This is a genomic window from Sphingopyxis terrae subsp. terrae NBRC 15098 (assembly GCF_001610975.1).
In the GTDB taxonomy this organism is placed as follows: Bacteria; Pseudomonadota; Alphaproteobacteria; order Sphingomonadales; family Sphingomonadaceae; genus Sphingopyxis; species Sphingopyxis terrae_A.
In genome coordinates, this window is record NZ_CP013342.1 from 1,250,668 (window position 1) to 1,273,729 (window position 23,062).

The 23,062-nt window shown below is 66.0% G+C and carries 16 protein-coding genes; 8 read left to right on the plus strand and 8 right to left on the minus strand.

The annotated features are described in order from the left end of the window. Positions 1-53: 53 nt before the first annotated feature. Positions 54-1,322, minus strand: a complete 1,269-nt coding sequence (locus AOA14_RS06065) for an N-acetylmuramoyl-L-alanine amidase (RefSeq protein WP_062903036.1) — start codon at positions 1,320-1,322, stop codon at positions 54-56. Between the two features lie 602 nt (positions 1,323-1,924). Here AOA14_RS06065 and AOA14_RS06075 point away from each other — a divergent pair. From AOA14_RS06075 to AOA14_RS06100, 6 genes are all read left to right on the plus strand, one after another. After that, a complete protein-coding gene (locus AOA14_RS06075; protein WP_062901170.1) occupies positions 1,925-4,543 on the plus strand; it encodes an Rne/Rng family ribonuclease in 2,619 nt (872 codons plus the stop codon). A 168-nt stretch (positions 4,544-4,711) separates the two neighbouring features. Then, positions 4,712-6,118, plus strand: coding sequence for a M48 family metalloprotease (locus AOA14_RS06080; protein ID WP_409372291.1), 1,407 nt, complete (start codon positions 4,712-4,714; stop codon positions 6,116-6,118). Between the two features lie 56 nt (positions 6,119-6,174). Further along, positions 6,175-7,788 carry a DsbA family protein gene (locus AOA14_RS06085; protein ID WP_234179258.1) on the plus strand — a complete coding sequence of 538 codons (1,614 nt, stop codon included), beginning with the start codon at positions 6,175-6,177 and terminating at the stop codon, positions 7,786-7,788. Between the two features lie 11 nt (positions 7,789-7,799). Continuing rightward, positions 7,800-9,614 (plus strand): tetratricopeptide repeat-containing sulfotransferase family protein, encoded by a 1,815-nt coding sequence (locus AOA14_RS06090; RefSeq protein WP_062901172.1) that lies wholly within the window; start codon positions 7,800-7,802, stop codon positions 9,612-9,614. Positions 9,615-9,756: 142 nt separating this feature from the next. Then, complete coding sequence (locus AOA14_RS06095; protein ID WP_062901173.1) at positions 9,757-12,144, plus strand: TonB-dependent receptor; 2,388 nt, start codon at positions 9,757-9,759, stop codon at positions 12,142-12,144. 4 nt (positions 12,145-12,148) lie between these two features. Beyond that, entirely contained in the window at positions 12,149-13,495 is a 1,347-nt protein-coding gene (locus tag AOA14_RS06100) for an amino acid permease (RefSeq protein ID WP_062901174.1), read from the plus strand. Here AOA14_RS06100 and AOA14_RS06105 read toward each other — a convergent pair. From AOA14_RS06105 to AOA14_RS06115, 3 genes are read right to left on the minus strand one after another with little or no spacing between them, the layout of a single operon-like run. Further along, positions 13,472-15,076, minus strand: coding sequence for a phytoene desaturase family protein (locus tag AOA14_RS06105; protein WP_062901175.1), 1,605 nt, complete (start codon positions 15,074-15,076; stop codon positions 13,472-13,474). The genes AOA14_RS06100 and AOA14_RS06105 overlap by 24 nt on opposite strands. Beyond that, entirely contained in the window at positions 15,073-16,293 is a 1,221-nt protein-coding gene (locus tag AOA14_RS06110) for an FAD-dependent oxidoreductase (protein ID WP_263588151.1), read from the minus strand. The genes AOA14_RS06105 and AOA14_RS06110 overlap by 4 nt, the downstream gene beginning before the upstream one ends. Then, on the minus strand, positions 16,290-17,456 hold the full coding sequence (locus tag AOA14_RS06115; RefSeq protein WP_062901176.1) for an aromatic ring-hydroxylating oxygenase subunit alpha: 1,167 nt from the start codon (positions 17,454-17,456) through the stop codon (positions 16,290-16,292). The genes AOA14_RS06110 and AOA14_RS06115 overlap by 4 nt, the downstream gene beginning before the upstream one ends. 33 nt (positions 17,457-17,489) lie before the next feature. Here AOA14_RS06115 and AOA14_RS06120 point away from each other — a divergent pair, with 33 nt between their 5' ends. Beyond that, the gene (locus AOA14_RS06120) at positions 17,490-18,080 is read left to right on the plus strand and encodes a TetR/AcrR family transcriptional regulator (protein WP_238929736.1); all 591 of its coding nucleotides are present in this window, start codon (positions 17,490-17,492) and stop codon (positions 18,078-18,080) included. Between the two features lie 45 nt (positions 18,081-18,125). On the opposite strand, the gene AOA14_RS06125 is transcribed toward AOA14_RS06120, so the two are convergent. The 4 genes from AOA14_RS06125 to AOA14_RS06140 all read right to left on the minus strand — a co-directional run bounded on the left by AOA14_RS06125 (position 18,126) and on the right by AOA14_RS06140 (position 21,404). Continuing rightward, complete coding sequence (locus tag AOA14_RS06125) at positions 18,126-19,499, minus strand: M20/M25/M40 family metallo-hydrolase (RefSeq protein WP_062901178.1); 1,374 nt, start codon at positions 19,497-19,499, stop codon at positions 18,126-18,128. Positions 19,500-19,583: 84 nt separating this feature from the next. Next, positions 19,584-19,775, minus strand: coding sequence for a hypervirulence associated TUDOR domain-containing protein (locus AOA14_RS06130; RefSeq protein WP_062901179.1), 192 nt, complete (start codon positions 19,773-19,775; stop codon positions 19,584-19,586). Between the two features lie 26 nt (positions 19,776-19,801). Continuing rightward, entirely contained in the window at positions 19,802-20,197 is a 396-nt protein-coding gene (locus AOA14_RS06135; RefSeq protein WP_086457467.1) for a bactofilin family protein, read from the minus strand. A 1-nt stretch (position 20,198) separates the two neighbouring features. Beyond that, on the minus strand, positions 20,199-21,404 hold the full coding sequence (locus AOA14_RS06140; protein ID WP_062901181.1) for a M23 family metallopeptidase: 1,206 nt from the start codon (positions 21,402-21,404) through the stop codon (positions 20,199-20,201). Positions 21,405-21,646: 242 nt separating this feature from the next. Here AOA14_RS06140 and AOA14_RS06145 point away from each other — a divergent pair, with 242 nt between their 5' ends. Further along, positions 21,647-23,059 carry a methyltransferase family protein gene (locus AOA14_RS06145; RefSeq protein WP_234179265.1) on the plus strand — a complete coding sequence of 471 codons (1,413 nt, stop codon included), beginning with the start codon at positions 21,647-21,649 and terminating at the stop codon, positions 23,057-23,059. The last annotated feature ends 3 nt before the right edge of the window (positions 23,060-23,062 follow it).

Sequence of the window (23,062 nt, forward strand, 5' to 3'; positions counted from 1 at the left end):
ACCGGGCGAAAGCTGCGCGCACGTCAAAAGTTAGTCAAGACTAACTTTCTGGTTCAGCGGCCGACTGCGGCGATCTGCCGCGCAAAATGAAGCTGGATGGCATCGCGGACGCCCCGCGCAACCTTCTTCTGCCCCGCCGCCGAGGCGAGAAATTCCGCATCCTCCTTATTCGAGATGAAGCCGGTTTCGAACAGGATCGACGGCGTATCGGGGGCCTTCAGCACGACGAAGGATGCAAAACGGTGCGCGGTGGTGCGGAAGGTGACATCGTCCGCCGCCTCACGCTCGAGCAGACGGGCGAAGTCCGACGCGACATTCATCGTCTCGCGCTGCGTCAGGTCGAGCAGGATCGACGAGACTTCGCCGCTGTGCGCGCCCAGGTCGACGCCGTTGATGATATTCGCCTTGTTCTCGCGCGCCGCAAGCCGAGCCGCCTCGCGGTCGGAGGCGACTTCGGACAGCGTATAGACCGACGCGCCATGCGCCTCTTCATTCTCGGCCGCGTCGGCATGGATCGAAATGAACAGATCGGCCTTCAGCCGCCGCGCGATGCCATAGCGTTCCTCGAGCACCAGAAAGCGGTCGTCCGAGCGCGTGAGCGCAACGCGGACGCGGCCGCTGGCGACCAGATCGTCGCGAATCGCGCGCGCGATCCCCAGCGTGATATCCTTTTCGCGCTTGCCGCTGTGCGGCGAAATCGCGCCCGGATCGTGCCCGCCATGGCCAGCGTCGATGACGACAAGCGGCAGGCGCGGATTATTCGGCCCTTCGATCTTGGGCAGCGCCGGCGCCGGCTTGGGCGCGCCGATCGGCACGGTGACGCTGTAGCGCTTTTCGGGCGGCTTGGCGCGAAAGTTGAGCGGCGGCTGCCATTCGGTGCGCGGCGTCTTGGCGGCGCGTTCGAACTCGTCGGCCGAGACGGGACGCAGGCGCAGCGAAAGGCTGCGCCCGTCGGCGGCGAAGCGCGCGTCGGTGACCACCGCGGGCCGCGCCAGATCGAGCACGACGCGCGCCGTGTCGGCGGCCGGCCGCCCCTGGCGCACCGCGCTGACAAGCCCGCTGCCCTGCGGCGAACGGCCAGGATCGGCGCCCAGAATGTCGAGCGCGATGCGGTCGGGTCCGGCGAGGACGAAGGCCAACGCGCCCGCGACGACGTCGGCAAAGCGCAGCGTCACCTCGCGGTCGCCGATTTCGACCGCGCGAATATCGCCCGCGATCGCCGCCGGCATCGACAGGATCGTCGCGATCAGGACAAGGATCAGGCCCATCACCCGGTTATGCCGCCCCCGGCGCGCGATGGTCCAGCGCTTATTCGAAAACATGAGCGCTCCGGCCGCAAAAAAGGATGAACCAGCCATTAGCCATCGCCCGTCAAATCACGGTCAACCGGCACGGTTAACAGGCTATTCAGTATGAATTACGCGAAACGCCTTGTCGGCGCGCGCGAACATTCCCATGTGACTGCCGTGCTTTGGGTTGCCGTTGGTCCGTGCCGATGCTAGCACCCGACACACTGACGGTGTCCGACCCGATCCCGTCCGGCCTTTTGAGGGGAAAGGCTGACCCGCGCGATTCGCGGTTCATGGCCTCCCTGGCGCCGGACATGCGGGGAAAGGCATATCCGTCAGTCCACCCGGATGACCGGGCGGCGGCCGACCCCATTCCAGCGTCGCCTGCCATAACGGTCACCCCGTAACAGGTTGATGCCGTATGAGGCTTGCCATGCCCTCTTCCCATGCCGACGCAGTCGCATTTGCGCCGCGCGTCGACGTGACGGAAGACCGCATGCGCGTCCAGGACCGGACGCGGGCCACGCGCGGCAATAACGTCTTTTTCCGTTTGAACCCTATCGACCGCAGCCGCCCTCCACGGGCGGCGGCGGCCTTTTTGTTTGGCGCGCTGCGGCGCGCCTGGAGTAATAATAATGACCACGCGCATGTTGATCGACGCGCGGCACCGGGAAGAAACCCGGGTCGCCGTCACCAAGGGAAACCGCATCGAGGAGTTTGATTTCGAGTCCGCCGAGCACAAGCAGCTCAAGGGCAATATCTATCTGGCCAAGGTAACCCGCGTCGAACCGTCGCTGCAGGCGGCGTTCGTCGAATATGGTGGCAATCGCCACGGCTTCCTGGCCTTCAGCGAAATCCACCCCGATTATTACCAGATCCCGAAGGAAGACCGCGAAGCGTTGCTGCGCGAAGAGGCGGAGCATGCCGCCGAAGCCGCGATGCGCGCCGAGGAAGATCTCGACGAGCTGGAAGGCGATGTGGCCGATGTCGACGAGCCCGGCGACGATGACGCCGCCGTTGCCGCCCCCCAAACCATCGGCGAGGACAGCGACGATGATGGCCGCGAAGATTCCGCGGACGACGCCGACGGCGAAGATGGCGAAGAATCGCGCGACGATCGCGACGACAAGGGTCGCCGGGGCCGCGGGCGTGGCCGGGGGCGCAAGGGCGGCCGCGGACGCGGACGCCGCGACGAGGACGAAAATGGCGAAAGCCGCATGTCGCTGCGCCGCAAGTACAAGATTCAGGACGTCATCCGTCGCCGCCAGGTGATGCTGGTGCAGGTCGTCAAGGAAGAGCGCGGCAACAAGGGTGCGGCGCTGACCACCTATCTGTCGCTGGCCGGCCGCTACTGCGTGCTGATGCCCAACACGATGCACGGCGGCGGGATCAGCCGCAAGATTTCAAATGGCGCCGATCGCCGCAAATTGAAGGCGATGATCGACGAGCTCAACCTGCCGCCGTCGATGGGCTGCATCGTCCGCACCGCGGGGATGAGCCGCACCAAGACCGAGATCAAGCGCGACTTCGACTATCTCGCCCGGCTTTGGGACGAGATCCGCGAAAAGACGCTGGGGTCGAGCGCGCCGGCGCTGATCCATTCGGACAGCGACCTTGTGAAGCGTGCGATCCGCGACATCTATCACCGCGACATCGAGGAAGTGCTCGTCGAGGGCGAAGAGGGCTATAAGGCGGCGAAGCAGTTCATGAAGCTGCTGATGCCCAGCCACGCCCGGCGCGTGAAGCAATATGCCGACCCCGTTTCGCTCTATCAGCGCTATGGCGTCGAGGATCAGCTTGCGGGGATGCTCAATCCCGTCGTCCAGTTGAAATCGGGCGGCTATCTGGTCATCAACCCGACCGAGGCGCTGGTGTCGATCGACATCAACTCGGGGCGCTCGACGCGCGAGCATAATATCGAGCAGACCGCACTCAGCACCAACCTCGAGGCAGCGCACGAAATCGCCCGCCAGCTCCGCCTGCGCGACATGGCGGGCCTGATCGTCATCGACTTCATCGACATGGATCATGGCTCGAACGTCCGCAAGGTCGAGCGCGCGATGAAGGATGCGCTCAAGAATGACCGCGCGCGCATCCAGGTCGGCCGCATCTCGGGCTTCGGCCTGATGGAAATGAGCCGCCAGCGGCTGCGCACCGGCGTGCTCGAAGCGTCGACGCGACCCTGCCCGCATTGCGAAGGCACCGGCCTCGTCCGCACCGCATCGTCGGCGGGTCTCAGCGCGCTGCGCCTGATCGAAGAGGAAGCCGCACGTGGCAAGGGCAGCAAGATAATCCTGCGCGCGAGCCAGGAAGCAACCTTCTATCTACTCAACGAAAAGCGCCGCGAACTGCGCGACATCGAGGATCTGTACGGCGTCAGCGTCGAAATCCTGCCCGACGGAGAAACCGAAGGCGCGCGCATGGCGATCGAGGTCGGCGGCCCGCCGCCCGTTCAGCGCCGCAGCTTCGCCCCGATCGCGCCGATCGAGGATGATGATGACGACGATATCGTCGACGAAGAGGATATCGAAGAAGAGGAAGAAGAAGCCGAACGCCCCGCGCGCCGCGAACGCGAGCGTGACGAGGGCGATGCCGATGGCGAAGGCGGACGCAACAAGCGCCGCCGGCGTCGCCGCCGCGGTCGTCGCGGTCGCCGCGATGACGAGGGCAACGAAACCGCCGAGGGCGAAACGGCTTCCGAAGAGGCCGAGGACGGCGACGACGAAGTCGGCGCCGATGGTGCGGTCGAAACCGTAGCCGCCGAAGCGAGCGAGGAAGGCGAAGCCAAGCCGCGTCGTCGCCGCGGTGGCCGCGGTCGCAAGAAGGTCGAGGCCGAAGCCGAAGCAGGCGACGCGGACACGACCGCGCCCGAACCGGAAGCCGTCGAAGCTCCCGCCCCCGAAATGCCGCCGGCTGACGAAAAGCCGAAGCGCAAGCGCGCGCCGCGCAAGACCAAGGCGGCGATCGCTGCCGAAGCGGCCGCTGCCGAAGCGAGCAGCGAAGCGCCCGACGCTCCTGTCGCCGAAGTGCCGGTAGAGGAGGCGGAACCTGCCAAGCCTGCGCCGAAGAAGCGCGCCAGCCGCAGCAAGAAGGCGGCCGCCGCCGAGGCGCAGCCCGCCGAAGCGACGGCAAGCGCACCGCAGGGCGATGCGGCGGACGAAGCCGTCTCCGTCCCCGCCGAGGCCGATGCCGACGGCGACGCCCCAGCGGGCGAACCCCGCCGAGGCTGGTGGCAGCGCACCTTCGGCAACTGACGCGCCTGCATCGCGTAAAAAGATGGGCCCCCGTGCAAGCGGGGGCCCCTTTTTTGGACTGTCACCGCGGCGGCGACCATCTCTCGCCTTGCGCCCGCGCGGCTGGCGCCCCAATAAGTCTCCATGGCTTCAGTCGAGGTTCAGACGCGCGGCGCAAGACAGGCGGCGATGATCGCCCCGTCCCCGTCCCACATCCTGGCCCGGCTGGGCGCCTGGCGCGCCGCGCTGCGCCTGTTGATGACGCTCCTCGCCATGGTGGCCGTTGCCGCGCGGCCGGTGATGGCGCAGTCGATGCTGCGCGACGCCGAAACCGAGGCGCTGTTCCAGGACATGGTCGACCCGCTGCTCGTCGCGGCGGGGCTGCGTCCCGGACAGGTGCGCGTCCACCTGCTCGGCGACCGCAGCATCAACGCGTTCGTGGCGGGCAGTCAGGACATCTATGTCTTTAGCGGCCTGATCGAGACCGCCGACAGCGCCAACGAAGTGCAGGGCGTACTCGCCCACGAGCTCGGCCATATCATGGGCGGCCACGCAATCCGCGCCAGCGACGGCGCCAAGACCGCAACGGGCATCTCGCTGCTCAGTATGCTGCTCGGCGCCGCGGCGATCGCGGCGGGCGGCGGCGACGCTGGAATGGGCATCATGATGGCAGGGCAGCAGGCCGCACTCGGCAAATATCTGGCGTTCAGCCGGGTCCAGGAAGCGACCGCCGATGCCGCCGGCGCCCAATATCTGTCGAAGGCGGGGATCAGCGGCAGGGGCAGCCTCGATTTCTTCAAGAAGCTGCAGAACCTCGAATTTCGCTATGCCGTCAAACAGGATGATGATCAGGCCTACAGCCGCACGCACCCGCTGTCTGGCGATCGCATCCAGGCGCTTCGCGAAGTCTATGTCGTCGATCCGGCGTGGGACAAGCCGAGCGACCCCCAGCTCGAGGCCCGCTTCCAGCGCGTGAAGGCCAAGCTGCTCGGCTATATGGAAGAGCCCGAGCGGACGCTGCGCAAATATCCCGAAAGCGACAAGAGCGTGCCCGCGCGCTACGCCCGCGCTTACGCCTGGCACAAGAGCGCCTATCCGCAAAAGGCGCTGGACGAGGTCGATGCCCTGATCGCCACCAATCCCGAAGACCCTTATTTCCTCGAACTCGAAGGCCAGGTTCTGCTCGAATCCGGTCGGCCCAAGGAAGCGATCCCGCCGCTGCGCAAAGCGGTCGCCAACTCGAAATCGCAGCCGCTGATCGCCTCGACCCTCGGCCATGCGTTGATCGCGACCGAGGATCCGGCCAATTTTCCAGAGGCCGAGAAGGTGCTGAAGACCGCCGTCGCGCTCGATAACGAGAATCCGTTTGCCTGGTATCAGCTTGGAATTGTCTATGCGAACCGCGGCGATCAGGCGCGCGCCGCGCTCGCCTCGGCGGAACGCTACAGTCTCGAGGGTGGACAGCCGATGCTCGCGCTGCGTAATGCCGAAATGGCGATGCAGGGCCTGCCGCAAGGGTCGCCCGACTGGATTCGTGCACAGGATATTTCGATGGTTGCGCGCGCCGAGGTAGAACGGACGCGCAAACGGCGCTAGATTCACGACGAAATTCGGGGATGCATCGCAATTTCGCGAATGCACAAGGGCGACAAGTGACAGACAAGAAAGACGAATATTACCAGCCGTGGTTGCGCGACCCGACGCCGGCGCCCGATCCCCTGCCGCGCGCCGACGAGGGGCTGGCGAAGCCGAAGGACGCGCCCCCCGTCGGCATCGACGTCGGCCGCTATACGCCGCAGCCCGCTCCGGCGCGCGATCCGCGCGTCACGGGCGAGCAGCTGAAGGCGGGTGCGGCGCGGCTATGGAGTGCGATCCGGCACGGCGCTGCGGCCTTTGCCGACTGGACGATCGATGTCGGCGAACGCGCCGATATTCCCGCCCGCGTCGAGGCAATGGAGATACCGCGGCGGACGCGCGACCTTGCGCAGCGTTCGGGCCGCGGCGCCGCGCGCGCCGCGCGCGCCATCGGACGCGGATCGGCGAAGGCGGCGCGCAGCGCAGCAAGCGCGAGCGGCGAGGCGTGGGGCAAGATGGCGCTGGGCGACAAGGTCGCGAAAATTTCCAGCGAAGCCGGACGCGGGATCGGCGAAGTCGCGGGCAAGACGAAGGCCGGAATCGGCCAGGTCGCAGGTCAGGTTGCGCGCGCCGGCAAGGACGGCATCGGCGACGCCGCGAACAAGCTGCGTCCCGCCGCCGAAGAGCTTGCGCCGCCGCCCTCGGGGCTCGAACAATTGCTCGCGCGCGAAGAGGCAGAGGCGCGCGCCGCCGACGCCGGGAACGCGGGCGACCTGCCGCTCTTCGCCGGCGAAGCGATCCCCGCGACGCTGGCGGAAACGCCGGCCAAGGCAGCGGCAACAGCAATCGCGTCGGACGATGATCGCACCCCGCATGTCACGCCCCCGGCCAAGCCCAAGCCCGCGCGGACCAAGGCGATGACCGCGGGCCGCCTGCCGCAGCGCCAGGGAGGAATGATGGACGGCGTATCGACGCGAACCCTGCTGATCGGCGGCATCGCCGCGCTCGCGCTGCTCGGCGCGACCTTCTGGCTTGGCGGCCGCTTCGGCGGCGGCATGAGCAAGAGCGAGGTCGAGACGATCGTCGGCGACTATATTCGCGCCAATCCCGAAATCATCCCCGAGGCGCTGGAGGCGCAGCGCGACCGCGAAATGGCGAAGGCGATCGACGCGATCCGCCCCGCGCTCGAAAAGCCCTATGCCGGCGCCTGGGCGGGCAATGCCGACGGCGACGTCACGCTGGTCGTCTTCACCGATTATGCCTGCGGCTTCTGCCGGGCGAGCGTGCCCGATGTCGACCGGCTGGTCCGCGAGGACAAAAGGCTGAAGGTCGTGTTCCGCGAATTGCCGATCATCTCGCCGCAAAGCCGCGATGCCGCGCTGATGGCGCTCGCCGCCGCGCGGCAGGGTAAGTATGACGCCTTCCACCACGCGATGTTCGCAGCGAGTTCGCTCGACCCCTCGGCGATCGCCGCAGCGGCACAGCGCGCGGGCGTCGTTACCGACGGCAGCGCCGACGCGACCGCGAACGAGGCGTTGTTCCAGCGTGAACTCGACGCGAATCTGGCGATCGCGACCCAGCTCCAACTCAACGCGACTCCGACCTGGGTTATAGGCAACCAACTGCTCCAAGGCCAGGTCGGCTATGACACGCTGAAGCGCGCCATCGCCAAGGCCCGGTCCAAGAGCTGAGGCGCGCGGGTTTGGCGACCGTCACGCACGATCAGGCGCTCGCCAACGCCCGGCATCTGCTGGCGGGTCAGCCTGCCGCGGCGCTGGCGCAGGCTCGGGCGATTATCGAGGTTGTTCCGACATCGGCCGCCGCCCACCGCCTTGCCGCGCACGCGCTGCGCGCGCTCGGACGAGAGGATGAGGCGCAGGCGGCATCGCTCGACGCCGTCGGCGCGGCGATCCACGATCCCGAAATGATCGCAGCGGCGCTCGCCCTTGCCGAAGATCGGCTGCCCGATGCCGAGGTCGCGCTACGCGGGCGCCTGCGCGACGACGCCACCGATGTCGCAGCGATCCGCATGTTGGCCGAGGTCGCCGGGCGTATCGGCCGTTATGGCGATGCCGAAAAGCTGCTGATGCGGGCGGTCGAACTCGCGCCGGGGTTCGGCGCCGCCCGCGCCAATCTGGCGACGGTCTATTACAAGCAGAATCGCTTTGCAGAAGCCGTCGCGGCGCTCGATTCCGTGCTCGGCGACGATCCCGTCAATCCGGCCCACGCCAATCTGAAGGCCGCCGCCCTCGGCCGTATCGGCGGCTATGACGAAGCGATCGCGCTGTACGAAGAATTGACCCGCCGCTTTCCCGGCCACGCCAAATTGTGGATGAGCTATGGTCATATGCTCAAGACGGTCGGGCGGCAGGACGACAGCATCGCGGCCTACCGCCATGCGCTCGCTACCGATCCCGGGCTGGGCGAAATCTGGTGGAGCCTCGCCAATCTGAAGACCATTCGGTTCGACGCCGCCGACCGATCCGCCATGGAAGCTGCGCTCGCCGATGCGGCGCCAACGGACGAGGCGCGCGCGGATGACCGGCTCCATCTGCACTTCGCGCTTGGCAAGGCCTATGACGATGCCGGCGATCATGCCGCAGCCTTTCGTCACTACGCAGCAGGCAATGCGATCCGGTCGGCGCAACTCGGCTATGATCCGGCAGATACGCGCGCCACGGTCGATGCCATCATCGCCCATTTTCCGGCCGAACGCTTTGCGGCAATGGCCGGTGCGGGCGCGCCCGATCCCGATCCGATTTTCGTCCTCGGCCTGCCGCGCGCGGGTTCAACGCTGATCGAGCAAATTCTGGCAAGTCATAGTGCCATCGAAGGCACGATGGAATTGCCCGATATTCCGGCGCTGGCGCTTAGCCTCGGGCGCGATGCGAAGGGCGACCCGCGTCGCTGGGTCGAAGCACTGGCCGATCTGCGCTCCGATGCGCTGGCCGACCTCGGCCGGCAATTTCTGGCGCGCACTGCAGTCCAGCGCAAGACGGACAAACCCTTCTATATCGACAAGCTTCCGAACAACTGGCTTTACCTGCCCTTCATTCGCCTGACCCTGCCCGGCGCAAAGGTCATCGATGCTCGGCGCCACCCGCTCGATTGCTGCTGGTCGAACTTTCGCCAGCATTTCGCCAAGGGTCAGGCGTTCAGCTATGGGCTGGCGGATATCGGCGCCTATTATCGCGACTATGTCCGCCTGATGGCGCATATCGACGCGGTCCAGCCGGGCCGGGTTCACCGCGTGATTCACGAGGCGCTGCTCGACGATCCGGAGGGCGAGGTTCGCGCGATGCTTGCCTATCTGAACGTCCCGTTCGAGGAGGCCTGCCTGGCCTTTTACACCAATGATCGCGCCGTGCGTACCGCATCCAGCGAACAGGTGCGCCGCCCCATCAACCGCGACGGCGTCGATCAATGGCGCCCCTATGACGCATGGCTCGACCCGCTAAAGTCGGCGCTCGGTCCGGTGCTGGAGGCTTATCCAGGGGTTCCACCGCTCGCCGACTAGCCCGCCGCGCGCAAATTCGTTGCCTTTGAGCAACAGCAGCCGACATTTTCGACTAACGCGCGCGCCGTTGCGATGACAATGCTTGCGCTTGCGCTGCACCGCGTCATTCTCCGTCACATTGTTGTCATCGAGGGGGGTCTCTATGCGGAATGTTTCAGCAGTGTTGACGAAAGGCAGCGCGCTGCTGCTCGGCAGCACGATCCTGTGCACGTCGGGAACGGCGCTCGCACAGCAAACGACGCCGGCCAATGGCGACGACATCGTCGTCACGGCTTCGAAGCGCGAGCAGAATCTGCAGGACGTGCCGATGGCGATCACCGCGATCGGCACCGAAAGACTGGCCGAGTTGCAGGTCAAGGAATTTCAGGACGTCGTCAAATTCCTGCCGTCGGTAACGATCCAGACGGCCGCCCCGGGTTTTGCCCAGGTCTATTTCCGCGGCGTGTCGTCGGGCGAGAATGCAAACCATTCGGCCTCACTGCCGACCGTCGGCACCTATCTCGACGAAATGCCGGTGACGACGATTCAGGGCGCGCTGGACATCCATGCCTATGACCTTTCGCGCGTCGAGGCACTCGCCGGGCCGCAGGGCACGCTGTATGGCGCAAGTTCGATGGCGGGCACGATCAAGCTTGTCACCAACAAGCCCGACGCCAGCGGCACCTATGGCGAGATCGGGGCCGAGATCAATTCGGTCGCGCACGGCAATTTCGGCGGTGTCGCCGAAGGCTTCATCAACGCGCCGCTCGGCGAGCGCGCGGCGCTGCGCCTCGTCGGCTGGTACCGGCACGATGCTGGCTATATCGACAATATTCCGGGCAGCCGCACCTATCCGACCAGCGGCATCGTCCAGAATAATTCGGCCTATGTCGAAAACAACTACAACGACGCCGACACCTATGGCGCGCGCCTCGCGCTCGGGATCGAGCTCGACGACAATTGGACGCTGCGTCCGACGATCATGGGCCAGATCCAGAAGACGAACGGTAGCTATTCGCAGGAACGGTCGAGCGCCGTTACCGGCCAGCTGCAGACCGTCCAGTACAATCCCGAATGGAGCAAGGACAAATGGCTGCAGGCGGCCCTGACGATCGAGGGCAAGCTCGGCAATTGGGATCTGACCGTCACCGGCGGTCACCTGCGCCGCCGCACCGACGTCGCGAGCGACTATTCGGATTATTCCTATTTCTATGACGCGCTCTACGGTTCGGGCTATTATCTGCGCGACAATGCGAACAATCTGATCAGCCCCAACCAATATATCAACGGCATCGACCGTTATAAGAAGAGCTTTGTCGAGGCGCGCATCGCATCGCCAGCCGACGCACCGATCCGCTTTATCGGCGGCGTGTTCTGGCAGCGCCAGAGCCATAATATCGAACAGAATTATATCATCGACAATCTGGCCGACGATCTGAAGGTGCCCGGCACGGCCAGCGACATCTGGCTGACTAAGCAGTTCCGCGTCGACCGCGACTATGCCGCGTTCGGCGAGCTCAGCTACGACATCACCGACAAGCTGACGCTGACCGGCGGCGGCCGTCTGTACAAGTTCGACAACAGCCTGGTCGGCTTCTTCGGCTATTCGGCGGGCGTATCGAGCCGAACCGGCGTCGCCGCCTGCTTCGGTCCGGCGATCGTTGCCGGATCGCCCTGTACCAACCTCGACAAACGGACCAAGGACACCGGCTTCATTCACAAGCTGAACCTGACGTACAAGCTCAGCGACAATGCCTTGATCTATGGCACCTGGTCGCGCGGCTTCCGTCCCGGCGGGATCAACCGCCGCGGCACCCTGCCGCCCTATGGTCCGGACACGCTCGACAATTATGAGTTCGGCTGGAAGACCAACTGGGGTCCGGTGCGCTTCAACGGCGCCATCTATCAGGAGGACTGGAAAGACATTCAGCTTTCCTTCCTCGGGCTCAACGGTCTGACCGAAATCCGCAACGCGGGCGTAGCGCGCATTCGCGGCATCGAACTCGACCTCGGCTATCGCGAGGGCGGCTTCTCGATCAACGCCGGGATGAGCTACAATGATGCACAGATTCGCCGGGATTTCTGCCTGATCGCAAACAGCAGTTTCGACTGCACCCTGCCCGGCAGTGACGGCGCGACCAATGCGCTGCTCGCCCCGTCGGGAACGCAGCTTCCGGTGACGCCGAAGTTCAAGGGCAATCTGGTCACGCGCTACGAATTTCCGATCGGCGGCCTGGGCGGGCATGTCCAGTTCGCGCTCAACCATATCGGCAAGCGGCGCAGCGACCTTCGCATCTTTGAAAATGCGCTCAAGGGAACGCTTAAATCCTATACCACCGCCGATATCAGCATCGGCGTGAAGGGAGAGGATTGGAAGGCCGAACTGTTCGCGACCAATTTGTTCGACAGCAACGGCATCATCAATACGGGTGTCCAGTGCCTCGAAACCACCTGCGGCGATCCCGACGGGCTGACCGGCACCGGGGGGGTATTCTACGACACGCCGATCAGGCCGCGACTGATCGGGATCAAGGTCAGCAAGGAATTCTGACCGGGTGACGAACCCCGCACAGCAACAGGGCGAGGCCGGGCAGAAGCTCGGTCTCGCCATGTGCGTCGCGCTCGTCATGGGCAATATGATCGGGTCGGGGGTGTTCCTCCTGCCCCGGGACCTGGCGCCGCTCGGCTTGAACGCGGTCATCGGCTGGGGCGTGACGATCACCGGCACCCTGTGCCTCGCCATCGTCTTTGCGCGGCTTGCGCGGCGATTGCCCGGCGGCAGCGCGACGTTCACCTATGCCAATGCAGCCTTCGGCCCCGGCACGGGATTCACCGTCGCCTGGAGCTACTGGATCAGTTGCTGGACGGCGAATGCGACGCTCGCCGTCGCGGCGGTCAGCAATCTTTCGATCGTCATCCCCAGGCTGGGCGACAAGGGGCAGCTGCCCGCGCTGGTCGCGATCGGCTTCCTGTGGCTGTTCACGCTCATCAACCTGTCGGGCATCCGCCGCGCGGGCGAGACGCAGATCATCACGCTGCTGTTGAAGCTGGTGCCGGTGATCGGCGCGGTGCTGGTCGCGGCTTGGCTGCTCGGTACCGGCGAAAGCCATGCCGCAGGGATGGCGCATACCCAGCCGGTCAGCCTGTCGGCAGTGAGCGGCGCGGCGACGCTGACGCTGTTCGCGCTGCTCGGCTTCGAAAGCGCCGCCGTCGTTGGCGACCGGGTGCGCGATCCCGAGCGGATGATCCCGCGCGCCACACTGATCGGTGCCGCGGCGACCGGCCTCCTCTATCTCCTGTCCTGCACCGCGGTCACCATGCTGCTGCCCGTCGAAACGCTGCAACAGTCGAACGCCGCCTATGCGACCTTTTTCGGAACGCTGGTCAGCCCGCTGGCGGGTGATATCGTCGCGGTCTTTGCCGCGATCGCCGCGCTCGGCGCGCTCAACGGATTCGTGATGCTGCAGGGCGAGATTCCGCGCGACCTCGCCCATCGCGGCCTGCTCCCTTCCCTTTTCGGGCGCGACAATCGTTTCGGGTCGCCGCAAATGGCGCAGATCGCGTCGAGCCTGCTCGCGAGCATCGTCGTCTATGCCAATTATTCGCGTGGCCTCGCCGAACTTTTCACCTTCATGGTGCTCATCACCACTTCGACCGCGATCATTCTTTATGTCGTCGGCAGCCTGTCGGCGCTGCGGCTCGAACAGGCGGGCAGCCTGCGCGTCTCGCCGGGCTTTGCAGCGCTGACCCTCGTCGGCTTCGGCTACAGCTGCTGGGCCTTCTACGGCGCCGGGATCGAGGCGAGCCTGTGGAGCGTCGCGATGACCGCGGCGGGGCTACCCATCTATCTGCTGATGCGGCGCCGCGGGGGCGCGGCCTCAGCGCCAGCGGGGCGCGAATAGACCGCGGTCGCGCAGGATCACCTGCGCCGCATTATGCCCCGGCGCGCCGGTGACGCCGCCCCCCGGGTGCGTTCCCGCCCCGCACATGTAGAGCCCCTTCACCGGCCCGCGATAGCCGCCATTGCCAAGCACCGGCCGCGCCGACCAGAGTTGATCGAGGCTCATATTGCCGTGCATGATGTCGCCGCCGACCAGCCCGAACTTGCGTTCGAGACCCTTGGGGCTGAGGCGCGTCTGCCCGACGATGCTGGCGCGGAAGCCCGGCGCATGCTTTTCGACCGTGTCGATGATGCAATCGGCCGCGGCTTCCTCCTCATCGTCCCAGTCGCGCCCGTCCGGCAATTCGGGTGCGAACTGCTGGCAGAAGAGGCTGGCGACATGGCAGCCTTCAGGGGCAAGGCTGTCATCGACGGTCGAGGGGATGAGCATCTCAACGATCGGTTCCTTCGACCAGCCGTCGCGCTTCGCATCCAGAAAGGCGCGGTCCATATAGTCGAGCGTCGGCGCGAGGATGATCCCCGACTGGTGATGCTCGCCCGGTTCGGGGAGGCAGGTGAATCTGGGGAGTTCGGACAGCGCGACATTCATCCGGAAGGTGCCGCTGCCTGCCTTGAAACCCTTGATCCGGCGTTCGAAATCGGCAGGCAGGTCGCCCGCGTCCATCATCCGTTCGTAAAGCAGCTTGGGTCCGACATTGGCGATCACCCGCGCCGCCGCAATCTCCTCGCCGCCGACGAGCTTGACCCCCACGGCCTTGCCGCCGTCGACGAGCACTTTCGCTACCGGGCTTTCGAGGCTGATTTCGACGCCATGATCGCGGCAGACCTTGGCCATGATCTCGGTGATCTTGCCCATGCCGCCGACGCTGTGGCCCCACGCCCCCTTCTTGCCGTTCACCTCGCCGAAGACATGGTGGAGGAGGACATAGGCGCTGCCCGGCGTGTCGGGGCTGGCATAGTTGCCGACGACGGCATCGAAGCCGAAGGCGGCCTTGACCGCCTCGCTCTCGAACCAGCTGTCGAGCATTGTACGCGCCGACTTGGTGAACAGGTCGAGCACATCGCGCTGCTGTTCGAGGCTGAGCGTCGCGAAGCGCCGCCCCTGCCGCGCGCCGTCGAGCAGCGTGCGCATGCCTTCGCCGACATTGGGCGGGACGCGCAGCGCAAGATCGCGGAGCAGTTCGGCGACATTTTCGAGCGCGTCATAATATTGCGGCAGCACCTCGGCATCGCGGGCGCTGAACTTGCGGAACTCGGCCTGCGTGCGTTCGAGCCCGGCGCCGAGTTTGAGATAGCCGCCATCCTCCTGCGGAAGGAAATTGCTGATCGGCCGCTCGATGACGCGATAGCCATGATCGGCGAGCTTCATGTCGGCGATCACCTTCGGCTGCAGTAGGCTGACCGTATAGCTCGCGACCGAATTGCGGAAGCCCGGCGCGAATTCCTCGGTCACAGCGGCCCCGCCGACGACGTCGCGCGCCTCCACGATACGGACCTTCAGCCCCGCCTTGGCAAGATAAAAGGCACAGACAAGGCCGTTGTGGCCGGCGCCGATGATCAGCGCGTCATAGGCTTTGGTCATGAAAAATCTTTCGCAAGTGGGGACTGAACATGCTGCCGCCCGAAGCCGAGGCCGACTATGCGGCCGGGAATCCGGCGCAGCAGCGGGATATGGTCGAGCAGGCGGATCGCGAGCGGTACATGATCGATCTTGCCGCGCAGCACAGGTTCGACGACGCGCCGGTGCGCAAAACGCTGCAGCGCCTGCATCTTTGTCGTGGGCTTCCATCGGCGGTCCTGCACCCGCGCGAGCAAGGGATCGGGGTCCGCGCCGGCGACGAGCGGCGCCGCAAGGATGTTCGCGGCGGCCACTGCATCCTGCACCGCAAGGTTGATCCCGACGCCGCCGACGGGCGACATGGCGTGCGCGGCATCGCCGATCGCGAGCAATCCGGGCTGCCACCAGCGGGTCAGCCGATCGAGCGCGACCGACAGCAGCTTGACGTCTTCGAAGCCGCCGATCGCGTCGATCCCGGCGGCGAGGCCCGGCGCTATCGAAACGATTGTCTCACGAAAGGCCGCGATACCGCGCGCCTCGACCGCCGCGAAGCCGCTCTTTTCGATGATCTGCGCGCACTGCCAATAATCGCCGCGCGGTATCGCGACGACCATGCCGCCTTTGTCGATCGTACCGAGCGGGACTTCGGTCATGTCCAGATCCGCCGGCATCGGCACCCGGAACCATAGCACATCCATCAGTGCGCCAAGATCGTCGAGCGGCAGCCTGGCGGCATCGCGCAGCACCGAGCGGCGCCCGTCCGCGGCGATGACAAGGCGCGCGGGCAGCGTTTCACCGCTCGCCAGCGTGACGCCGTCGACGCGGCCGGCGGCATCGTGGCGCAATCCCGTCGCTTCGGTCGACATGCGCAGGTCGAAGGTGGGATATTTGCGGCCTTCGCGCGCGATGAAGTCGAGCAGATCCCATTGCGGCATCATCGCGACAAAGGGTGCGGCAACGGGCAGATGCTTGAGCGTCGCGATCGTGTAGCGGCGCCCGAGCAGGTCGAGCGTCATCGTGTCGATCGCGGCATGCGGAAGCGCGAGCAGCGCGCCAAGCAGGCCGATGTCGTCGAACAGATCGAGCGTCGAGGGGTGCACCGTGTCGCCGCGAAAATCGCGAAAAAAGTCGGCGTGCTTTTCGAGCACCGTCACCGCCACCCCGGCGCGCGCGAAGAGCAGCCCCGCGACCATCCCGGCGGGACCGCCGCCGACGATCACCACGGGCGCCGTGCCGGTCAAGCGCGGCTCCACCCCGCCGCCGGCGCCTGCTCCAGCCGTGCTTCGGGGATGATCGCGCGCATCCGGGCACAGAAATGCTTGAGGCAGACTTCCTTGTCGCTGAGCGGTCCCATCTGGAAACTTTGCGATTGCATGCCCTGCTGGACGCGGGTGATCAGCGCCGTATCTTCGGCATTGACCTGACGATTGATGCGCCAGTTCAAATAGCGCGCGGCCTTCATCTCGCGGCGGGCATCGGGAAGCACGTAACTGATTTCGCGGATCAGGCAGCTCGTCGGGCCGGTCGGCAGCCACTGCATGAAATCGACCTGATCGGGGTAGATGTCGAAGGCGACATTGGGCCACAGCTTGAAATAGAGCCAGTGCCGCTGGTTCGCTTGCGGCAGGTGCGGGACCGGCGGCAGCAACCGCTGATAGAGCCGCTCGGACCAGTTCGCCGACGGTCGGTCGGCGAGGTCGCCCCACATGCGATCGACGCGATCTTCGGCTTCGACGCCATAGCTTTTTCCGAATAATCGCGTCAGGCCGGGGTGGGCGACGGGAATGTGCAGGCCGTCCGAATAATTGTCGCCGACATTCTTCCAGTTCACATCGCGCGGGCGCAGCGTGACGCGCCCCAATGCGCCGAGTTCCGCGAAACGATAGGGTTCGACCATCGCTTCATAGGGCGCCATCATCGCGGCGACCGACGGGCCGCCGTCGTCCTCCAGCCGCACGAACCAGAAGCCGCGCCATTGTTCGAGGCCGACGGGCGCGAGCCCCGCCTTTTCCTTGTCGAGCGTCGGATAGCTCGCCGAATCGGGAACGCCCGAGAGTCGCCCGTCGAGTTCGTAGGTCCAGGCGTGATAGGGGCAAACGAGCTTCTTCGCGCAGCCCGCCGCGCCGTCGACCAGCCGCGACCCGCGGTGGCGGCAGACGTTGGTGAAGGCGCGCACGACGCGGTCGGCGCCGCGCACGACGATCACGCTTTCGCCGCAATAATCGATGCTGTGCCAGTCGCCCGCCGCGGGAATGTCGCTGTCATGACAGACGACCTGCCAGCTCGGGCGGAAGATGCGCGCCATTTCGGCGGCGTAGAAATCGGGGTCGCTATAGGTCCAGGCCGGGAGCGACCAGCCGTCGAGCGGATCGGGATGCGAATCGCGAAGGGGTGCAGTTGCCATGGCTCGTTCCTTGTTATACACATGTATAACAATATGACCGCCGCTCGCCAAGCCTTTACGCGCGAAAGTGCCGACGCCCGCCGGGCCGACCTGATCGACGCGACCGCGGCATGTCTTGCCGAGCTTGGGCTGGCGGGAACGAGCGTCCGCGCGATCTGCGCGAAGGCGGGCGTGTCGCCCGGGTTGCTGCGCCATTATTTCGGCGGCATCGACGATCTGATCGCCGCAGCCTATCAGGCGACGAGCGACCGGATCGATGCGGTCTTCGCCGCCGCCACCGACGCGGCGGGCCCCGATCCGCACACGCGGCTGACCGCCTATCTGACTGCCAGCTTCCGCCCGCCGGTGACCGACCCGCAATTGCTCGGCGCGTGGACCGCTTTCTGGGCGCTCGCGCGCAGCGATGCGCGCATGGCGGCCATCCATGCCGATAGCTATGCCGGTTATCGCGCCCGGCTGCGCGACCTGCTCGCGCCGTGCGGCGCGCGCGACCCCGACCAGCTCGCGATCCTGCTTACCGCCATGGTCGACGGGCTGTGGCTCGAACTGTCGCTCGACGCGAGCAGCTTCGGCGCCGATGCGGCGGCGGCGATGGTCGAGCGGGCGGTGGCGGCGCTCATATAATCGTCGCCCCCGCGCGGGCGGGGGCGACGGCATAGGTTCGGACGATTATTTCGCCAGGTCGCGCAGCAGGCTGTCCCAATGCGCAAGCGCGCCGGGAATGGCGTTGACCGGCACCCTCTCGTTGAGCCCGTGCGCGTAGCTGTCGCTCGCCTTCGAAAACAGACCCGCGACGCCATAGCTCGGAACGCCCAGCATACGGAAATGATAGCTGTCGGTCGCCCCTGCGCTCATCGACGGTATGATCGGCAGGCCCGGGAAGCGCCCATGGACGGCCTTCGTCACCGCCGCCATGACATCGGGGCGCAGCGGCGAGGCGTCGCTCGCGCTCGCGTCGGGATCGGGCTTCACCGCCACCGCGGGGTCGGCGATCACGCGTTCGAGTTCGGCGCGCACCGCCTCGACAGGCACGCCAGGGAAGATGCGGCAGTTGATATTGGCGGTCGCCCGCTGCGGCAGGGCGTTTTCGGCGTGACCGCCGTTGACCAGCGTCGGGACGCAGGTGGTGCCGATCTGGCCGACATATTCAGGATCGGCGGTAATCGTCGCGATCGCCGCCGCGTCGGCGGGGTTTGCGGCAAAGGTCTTGAGCGCTGCGCCGATCGCACCGCCGACCTGATCGGCAACAATCGGCATACCGACCTTGGTCAGTTCGTTCTGCTGCGGCTGGAAATGATGGGCGCCCACCTTGGCGAGTGCATTCGACAATTGAACGATGGCATTGGTCGGCGACGGGCGCGAGCTGTGACCGCCGGGGTTCGTGACCTCCAGCGTGAAGTCGGCATAGGTTTTTTCGCCGGCCTGCAGAGCGTAATATTGCGCCTTGCCGTCTTCACCGATCAGGCCGCCGCCGCCGTCGCCGTTGAGCGCGAGTTCGGCGCCCTTATATTTGGCGGCGAGCGCACGCGTCGTCATCATCGACGTTTCCTCGTCGCCCGACAGCAGCAGGATGATCGAGCGCTTGGGCTTGAAGCCGTCCTTCCTGAGCTGCGCCATGGTGGCGACCATCATCGCGACGTCGAATTTATTGTCCTCCGACCCGCGCCCGAAAATATAGCCATTCTCCTCGACCGGCACGAACGGATCGCGCGTCCAGTCCTTCGCGTCGGCCTCGACGACATCCATATGGCCGAGCAGCAGGATCGGCTTTTCCTTCGTCGTTCCCTGCAGCGTGGCGGCGAAGGTCGCGGTTTCGCCCATCGGGGTGATGACGATGTCGCTGTCGGCATAGCCCGCCGCCTTCAGCACCTCGGCATAATAGGCCGCAAGTTCGGGCACCTTGCCGCGTCCCGCGACGGTCGGGATCGCGACGCTGTCGATCAGGATCTTTTTCGCGGTACCCGCATCGGCGGGTTTGGCATGGACGGGCGCGGCGGCCAGCAAGGCGGCGGCGAGGGCGAGCGGAGCGGTAAGGGTGCGCATGGTTCGCGACTATGGCGTCTGCGCGGGGGCGCGCAAGACCCGAAGTTGGGCAGATCCCCCCTGCCCCCCAATCGCCGCCCGCGGTCAAGCCGGCGCGAGTTCACTCGCAAGCTTGAGCACGCAGCGCCCGTCGAGCATTTCGATCAGATAGGCGGGATTCCCCGCGCTCCCGTTGCGCACGATCCGGCTACCCTTGATCGTGCGTTCGACGCGGCGGTCGAAGCGCTCGGCGATCACGCCGCGACCTTCGCCGCGGCCCCATTGCCAGCACACCATCGTGCCGACCGGAAAATCGCGGTCGGTCAGGCGCCGAACGAGGCCGGCTTTTCGCCGACGACTTCGAGCGCCGGAGGCGCCTTGGCCGCACCCGCGCGGCGGTGCGACAGCTTGCCGTCGACCTTGCCGCCATTTTCGATCGTGATCGTTTCGTAGGTCACGTCGCCGGTGATCCGCGCGCTGGCGTGGATGATCAGCGTCTTGGCCTCGATCGACCCGTCGACCAGACCCGCAAGCTTAGCGGTCTCGGCGACGACACCGCCCTTGATCTCGCTCGCCTCGCCCTGGACGAGGTTGGCGCATTTCAAGTCGCCCTCGATCTTGCCGTCGACGTGCAGGTCGACACTGGCCGACACATTGCCGGTGATGACCACATCCGACCCGATGATCGAGAAAGTGGTATGACGGGCGCCGGTCGCCATCTTAGCGGGCACCGGCGGAAGCGAGGGCGCCGACCCGCTGTCGGGCGTCGTCTTTGACTTTGAGAACATCGGCTTTGGCCTCCAGAAAACGCCGCGGATTGACCGCGACCCCGTTCAAACGGACTTCGAAATGCAAATGGCTGCCGGTCGAGCGGCCGGTGCTGCCCATGCGGGCGATCTGCTGCCCCGCGGTGACGCGGTCGCCCACTTTGGCGTTGAAACCCGACAAATGGGCATAGCGGGTCAGGATACCCTGACCATGATCGACCTCGACGACATTGCCATAGCCCGACTTCTGGCCGACGAAGCTGACACGCCCGGGCGCGGCGGCGAGGATCGGCGCGCCGATCGGCCCCGGGAAATCGAGCCCCGCGTGCATCGCACCGGCGCCGGTGAAGGGATCGCTGCGATAGCCATAGCTCGATGAGAGCATCAGCACATGCGCCGGCTGACCCGAAGGAATCGCGACGAGGGTGCGTTCGAACACTTCCATACGGAACAGCGCGCCTTCGAGCGCGGCGAAGCTGGTGCCGAGCGCGCCCGCATTGCCGCCGCGGCGCTGGAAGGGGATGAGCGGACCACCACGACCCGACGAGGCGTCGCGAACGAGCGCGCGCGGATCGAGCCCGAGCTTGGCGACCGCGCTTTCGGCCTTGGCGGCGCGGGCGTTGACCGCGGCGAGCAGGCGCGACGAAAAGGCCTCCTGCCGCGCCTCGATGCGCGCGAGCGCCTGTGCTTCGGGGGGCAGGCGCGGATCGATGGCGCTGGTCTTGAGCGGCGTCGCGGCGTCGCCGTCGGCTTTTGCACCATCGGCCGCCTTCGCCGGCGCGGGCAGCGCTTCGTTGCCGAAATAATCCTGCTGCCACTGTTCGAGCTGCTTTTGCCGCTCGTCGAGGTCGGCGGCGATTTCGCCGACGCGGTCGCGATAGCGCGCGATGCGCTGCTCGGCAGCCGCGGCAGCCGCCTGCTTCTGCGCGACTTCGGCGCGCTCGTCGGCGGTGAGCAGCTGGTTGACGAACACAGCGAGCGTAATCGCAGCCCAAGCGAGCAGCACCGCGCCAGCGATCAGCGCAACGCGCTTTTGCCAAACGGCGCTGATACGCAGAAACCGGACATGGCCGTGCGTGCGAATGAAGATTTCATGGTCCTGGAACAGCGCATTAAAACGCTGGCGCCAATGGCGCAGACCCGTCGATTGGGAAGACAAGCTACGACCCCGTCTTGTTGTTCTGATGGAGCCCTCCGCCCCGACTTGGTGGGGCCTTTACCAGCGCCGGCGGGGCATCGCGACTCTTCAGCGGCCGAGTCGGGTTGAATCGAACCTGACTCGCGGTGAACGGTGTCAAACCGTCGCAACTATGATCGATCGGGCGGCATTTTCGCCGCGAATCGGGGATTATCGTTGACGGCTTGCTTACCATTTCGGCCTAGGACGAGGGGGTGACCCATATGCCCGATCTTGCCGTTCCGGCGGCCGCCGAGACGGCGGCTGACGCCATCGAAGCGCCCGCTTCGCGCCCCCGATCGGCGGTCAGCGCCGGGGTCGGGATCGTCGGTATCCTGGGCCTGTTTTCCTATCTGCTGATCGCGCGCTACGCGCCCGAAATCGCGGCCTATCTGGGCGTCGACTGGGGACAGCGCGGGCCGATGAACGGCCCCAATTCGGCGATCGCCAGCGTCCTTGCCTGCGGCGTTCCAATGGTGCTGTGGTCGCTGTTCGTCGACAAGGTGCACCGCAATCCGTCGACCGGCATCGACTGGTCGCTGCGCCGCCCGTGGCGCGAGACGGTCGACATCAGCCTGACCAAGATCGCCGGGCTGTGGACGACCTGGGCGCTGATCGCCGGATTCTATGCCGTGATGCGCTATTATTGGGAGGGCAATTACGCCTTCTCGATGGACCTGCTCGAACGGGTGGTGCCGTGGCTGCTGCTCGTATCGGTGCCCTATATGCTGTGGCTCGACCGCCGCATGGTCGAACCGCGCGACGGCTGTTACCAGTTCGGACGCTGGCTGATCGCGCCGCGCCAGTCGGGCCGCGCCCAGCCCGTCGATGGGCGCGCGATCGCGCATCATCTGCGCGCCTGGGCGGTGAAGGGGTTCTTCACCGCCTTCATGCTGTCGATCGTGCCGGGCAATTTCTCGTCACTGGCCAGCGTGCCGATGCGCGACGTCCTCGCCAATCCCTATATGACCGGCATCTGGACGATCAACCTGCTCTATCTGGTCGATGTCCATGTCGCGACCGTCGGCTATATCCTGACCCTCAAGCCGCTCGACGCGCATATCCGCACCGCCAATCCCTATGGCATGGCGTGGGTCGCGGCGCTCGTCTGCTACCCGCCCTTCATTCTGATGAACGGCGGGCCGCTCGATTATACGGTGAACGGGTCCGACTGGGGCTATTGGCTTCAGGGGCACGACACGCTGATGACATTGTGGGGCGTGGCGCTGGTATTTCTGGTCGGCATCTACGCCTGGGCGACGATGGCGTTCGGCATCCGCTTTTCGAACCTGACCCACCGCGGCGTCATCACCCACGGCCCCTATGCCTTCACGCGGCACCCCGCCTATGTGTCGAAGAATCTGAGCTGGTGGATCGGCTCGCTGCCCTTCCTCGTCACATCTGGCAGCGCCGCCGACGCGGTGCGCAACACCATCCTGCTCGCGGCGGTCAGCGGCGTCTATTACTGGCGCGCCAAGACCGAGGAAAAGCATCTGCTCGGCGATCCCGCCTATCAGGCCTATTGGGCCTGGGCGCAGCGCCACGCCCTCGTCCCGCGCCTGTTCGCGAAGCTGAGTGGCCGCGCATTGCCGCGGATACGGCTCGATCCCGATCCGCGCGTCGGGCCGGTCGCCTGACCG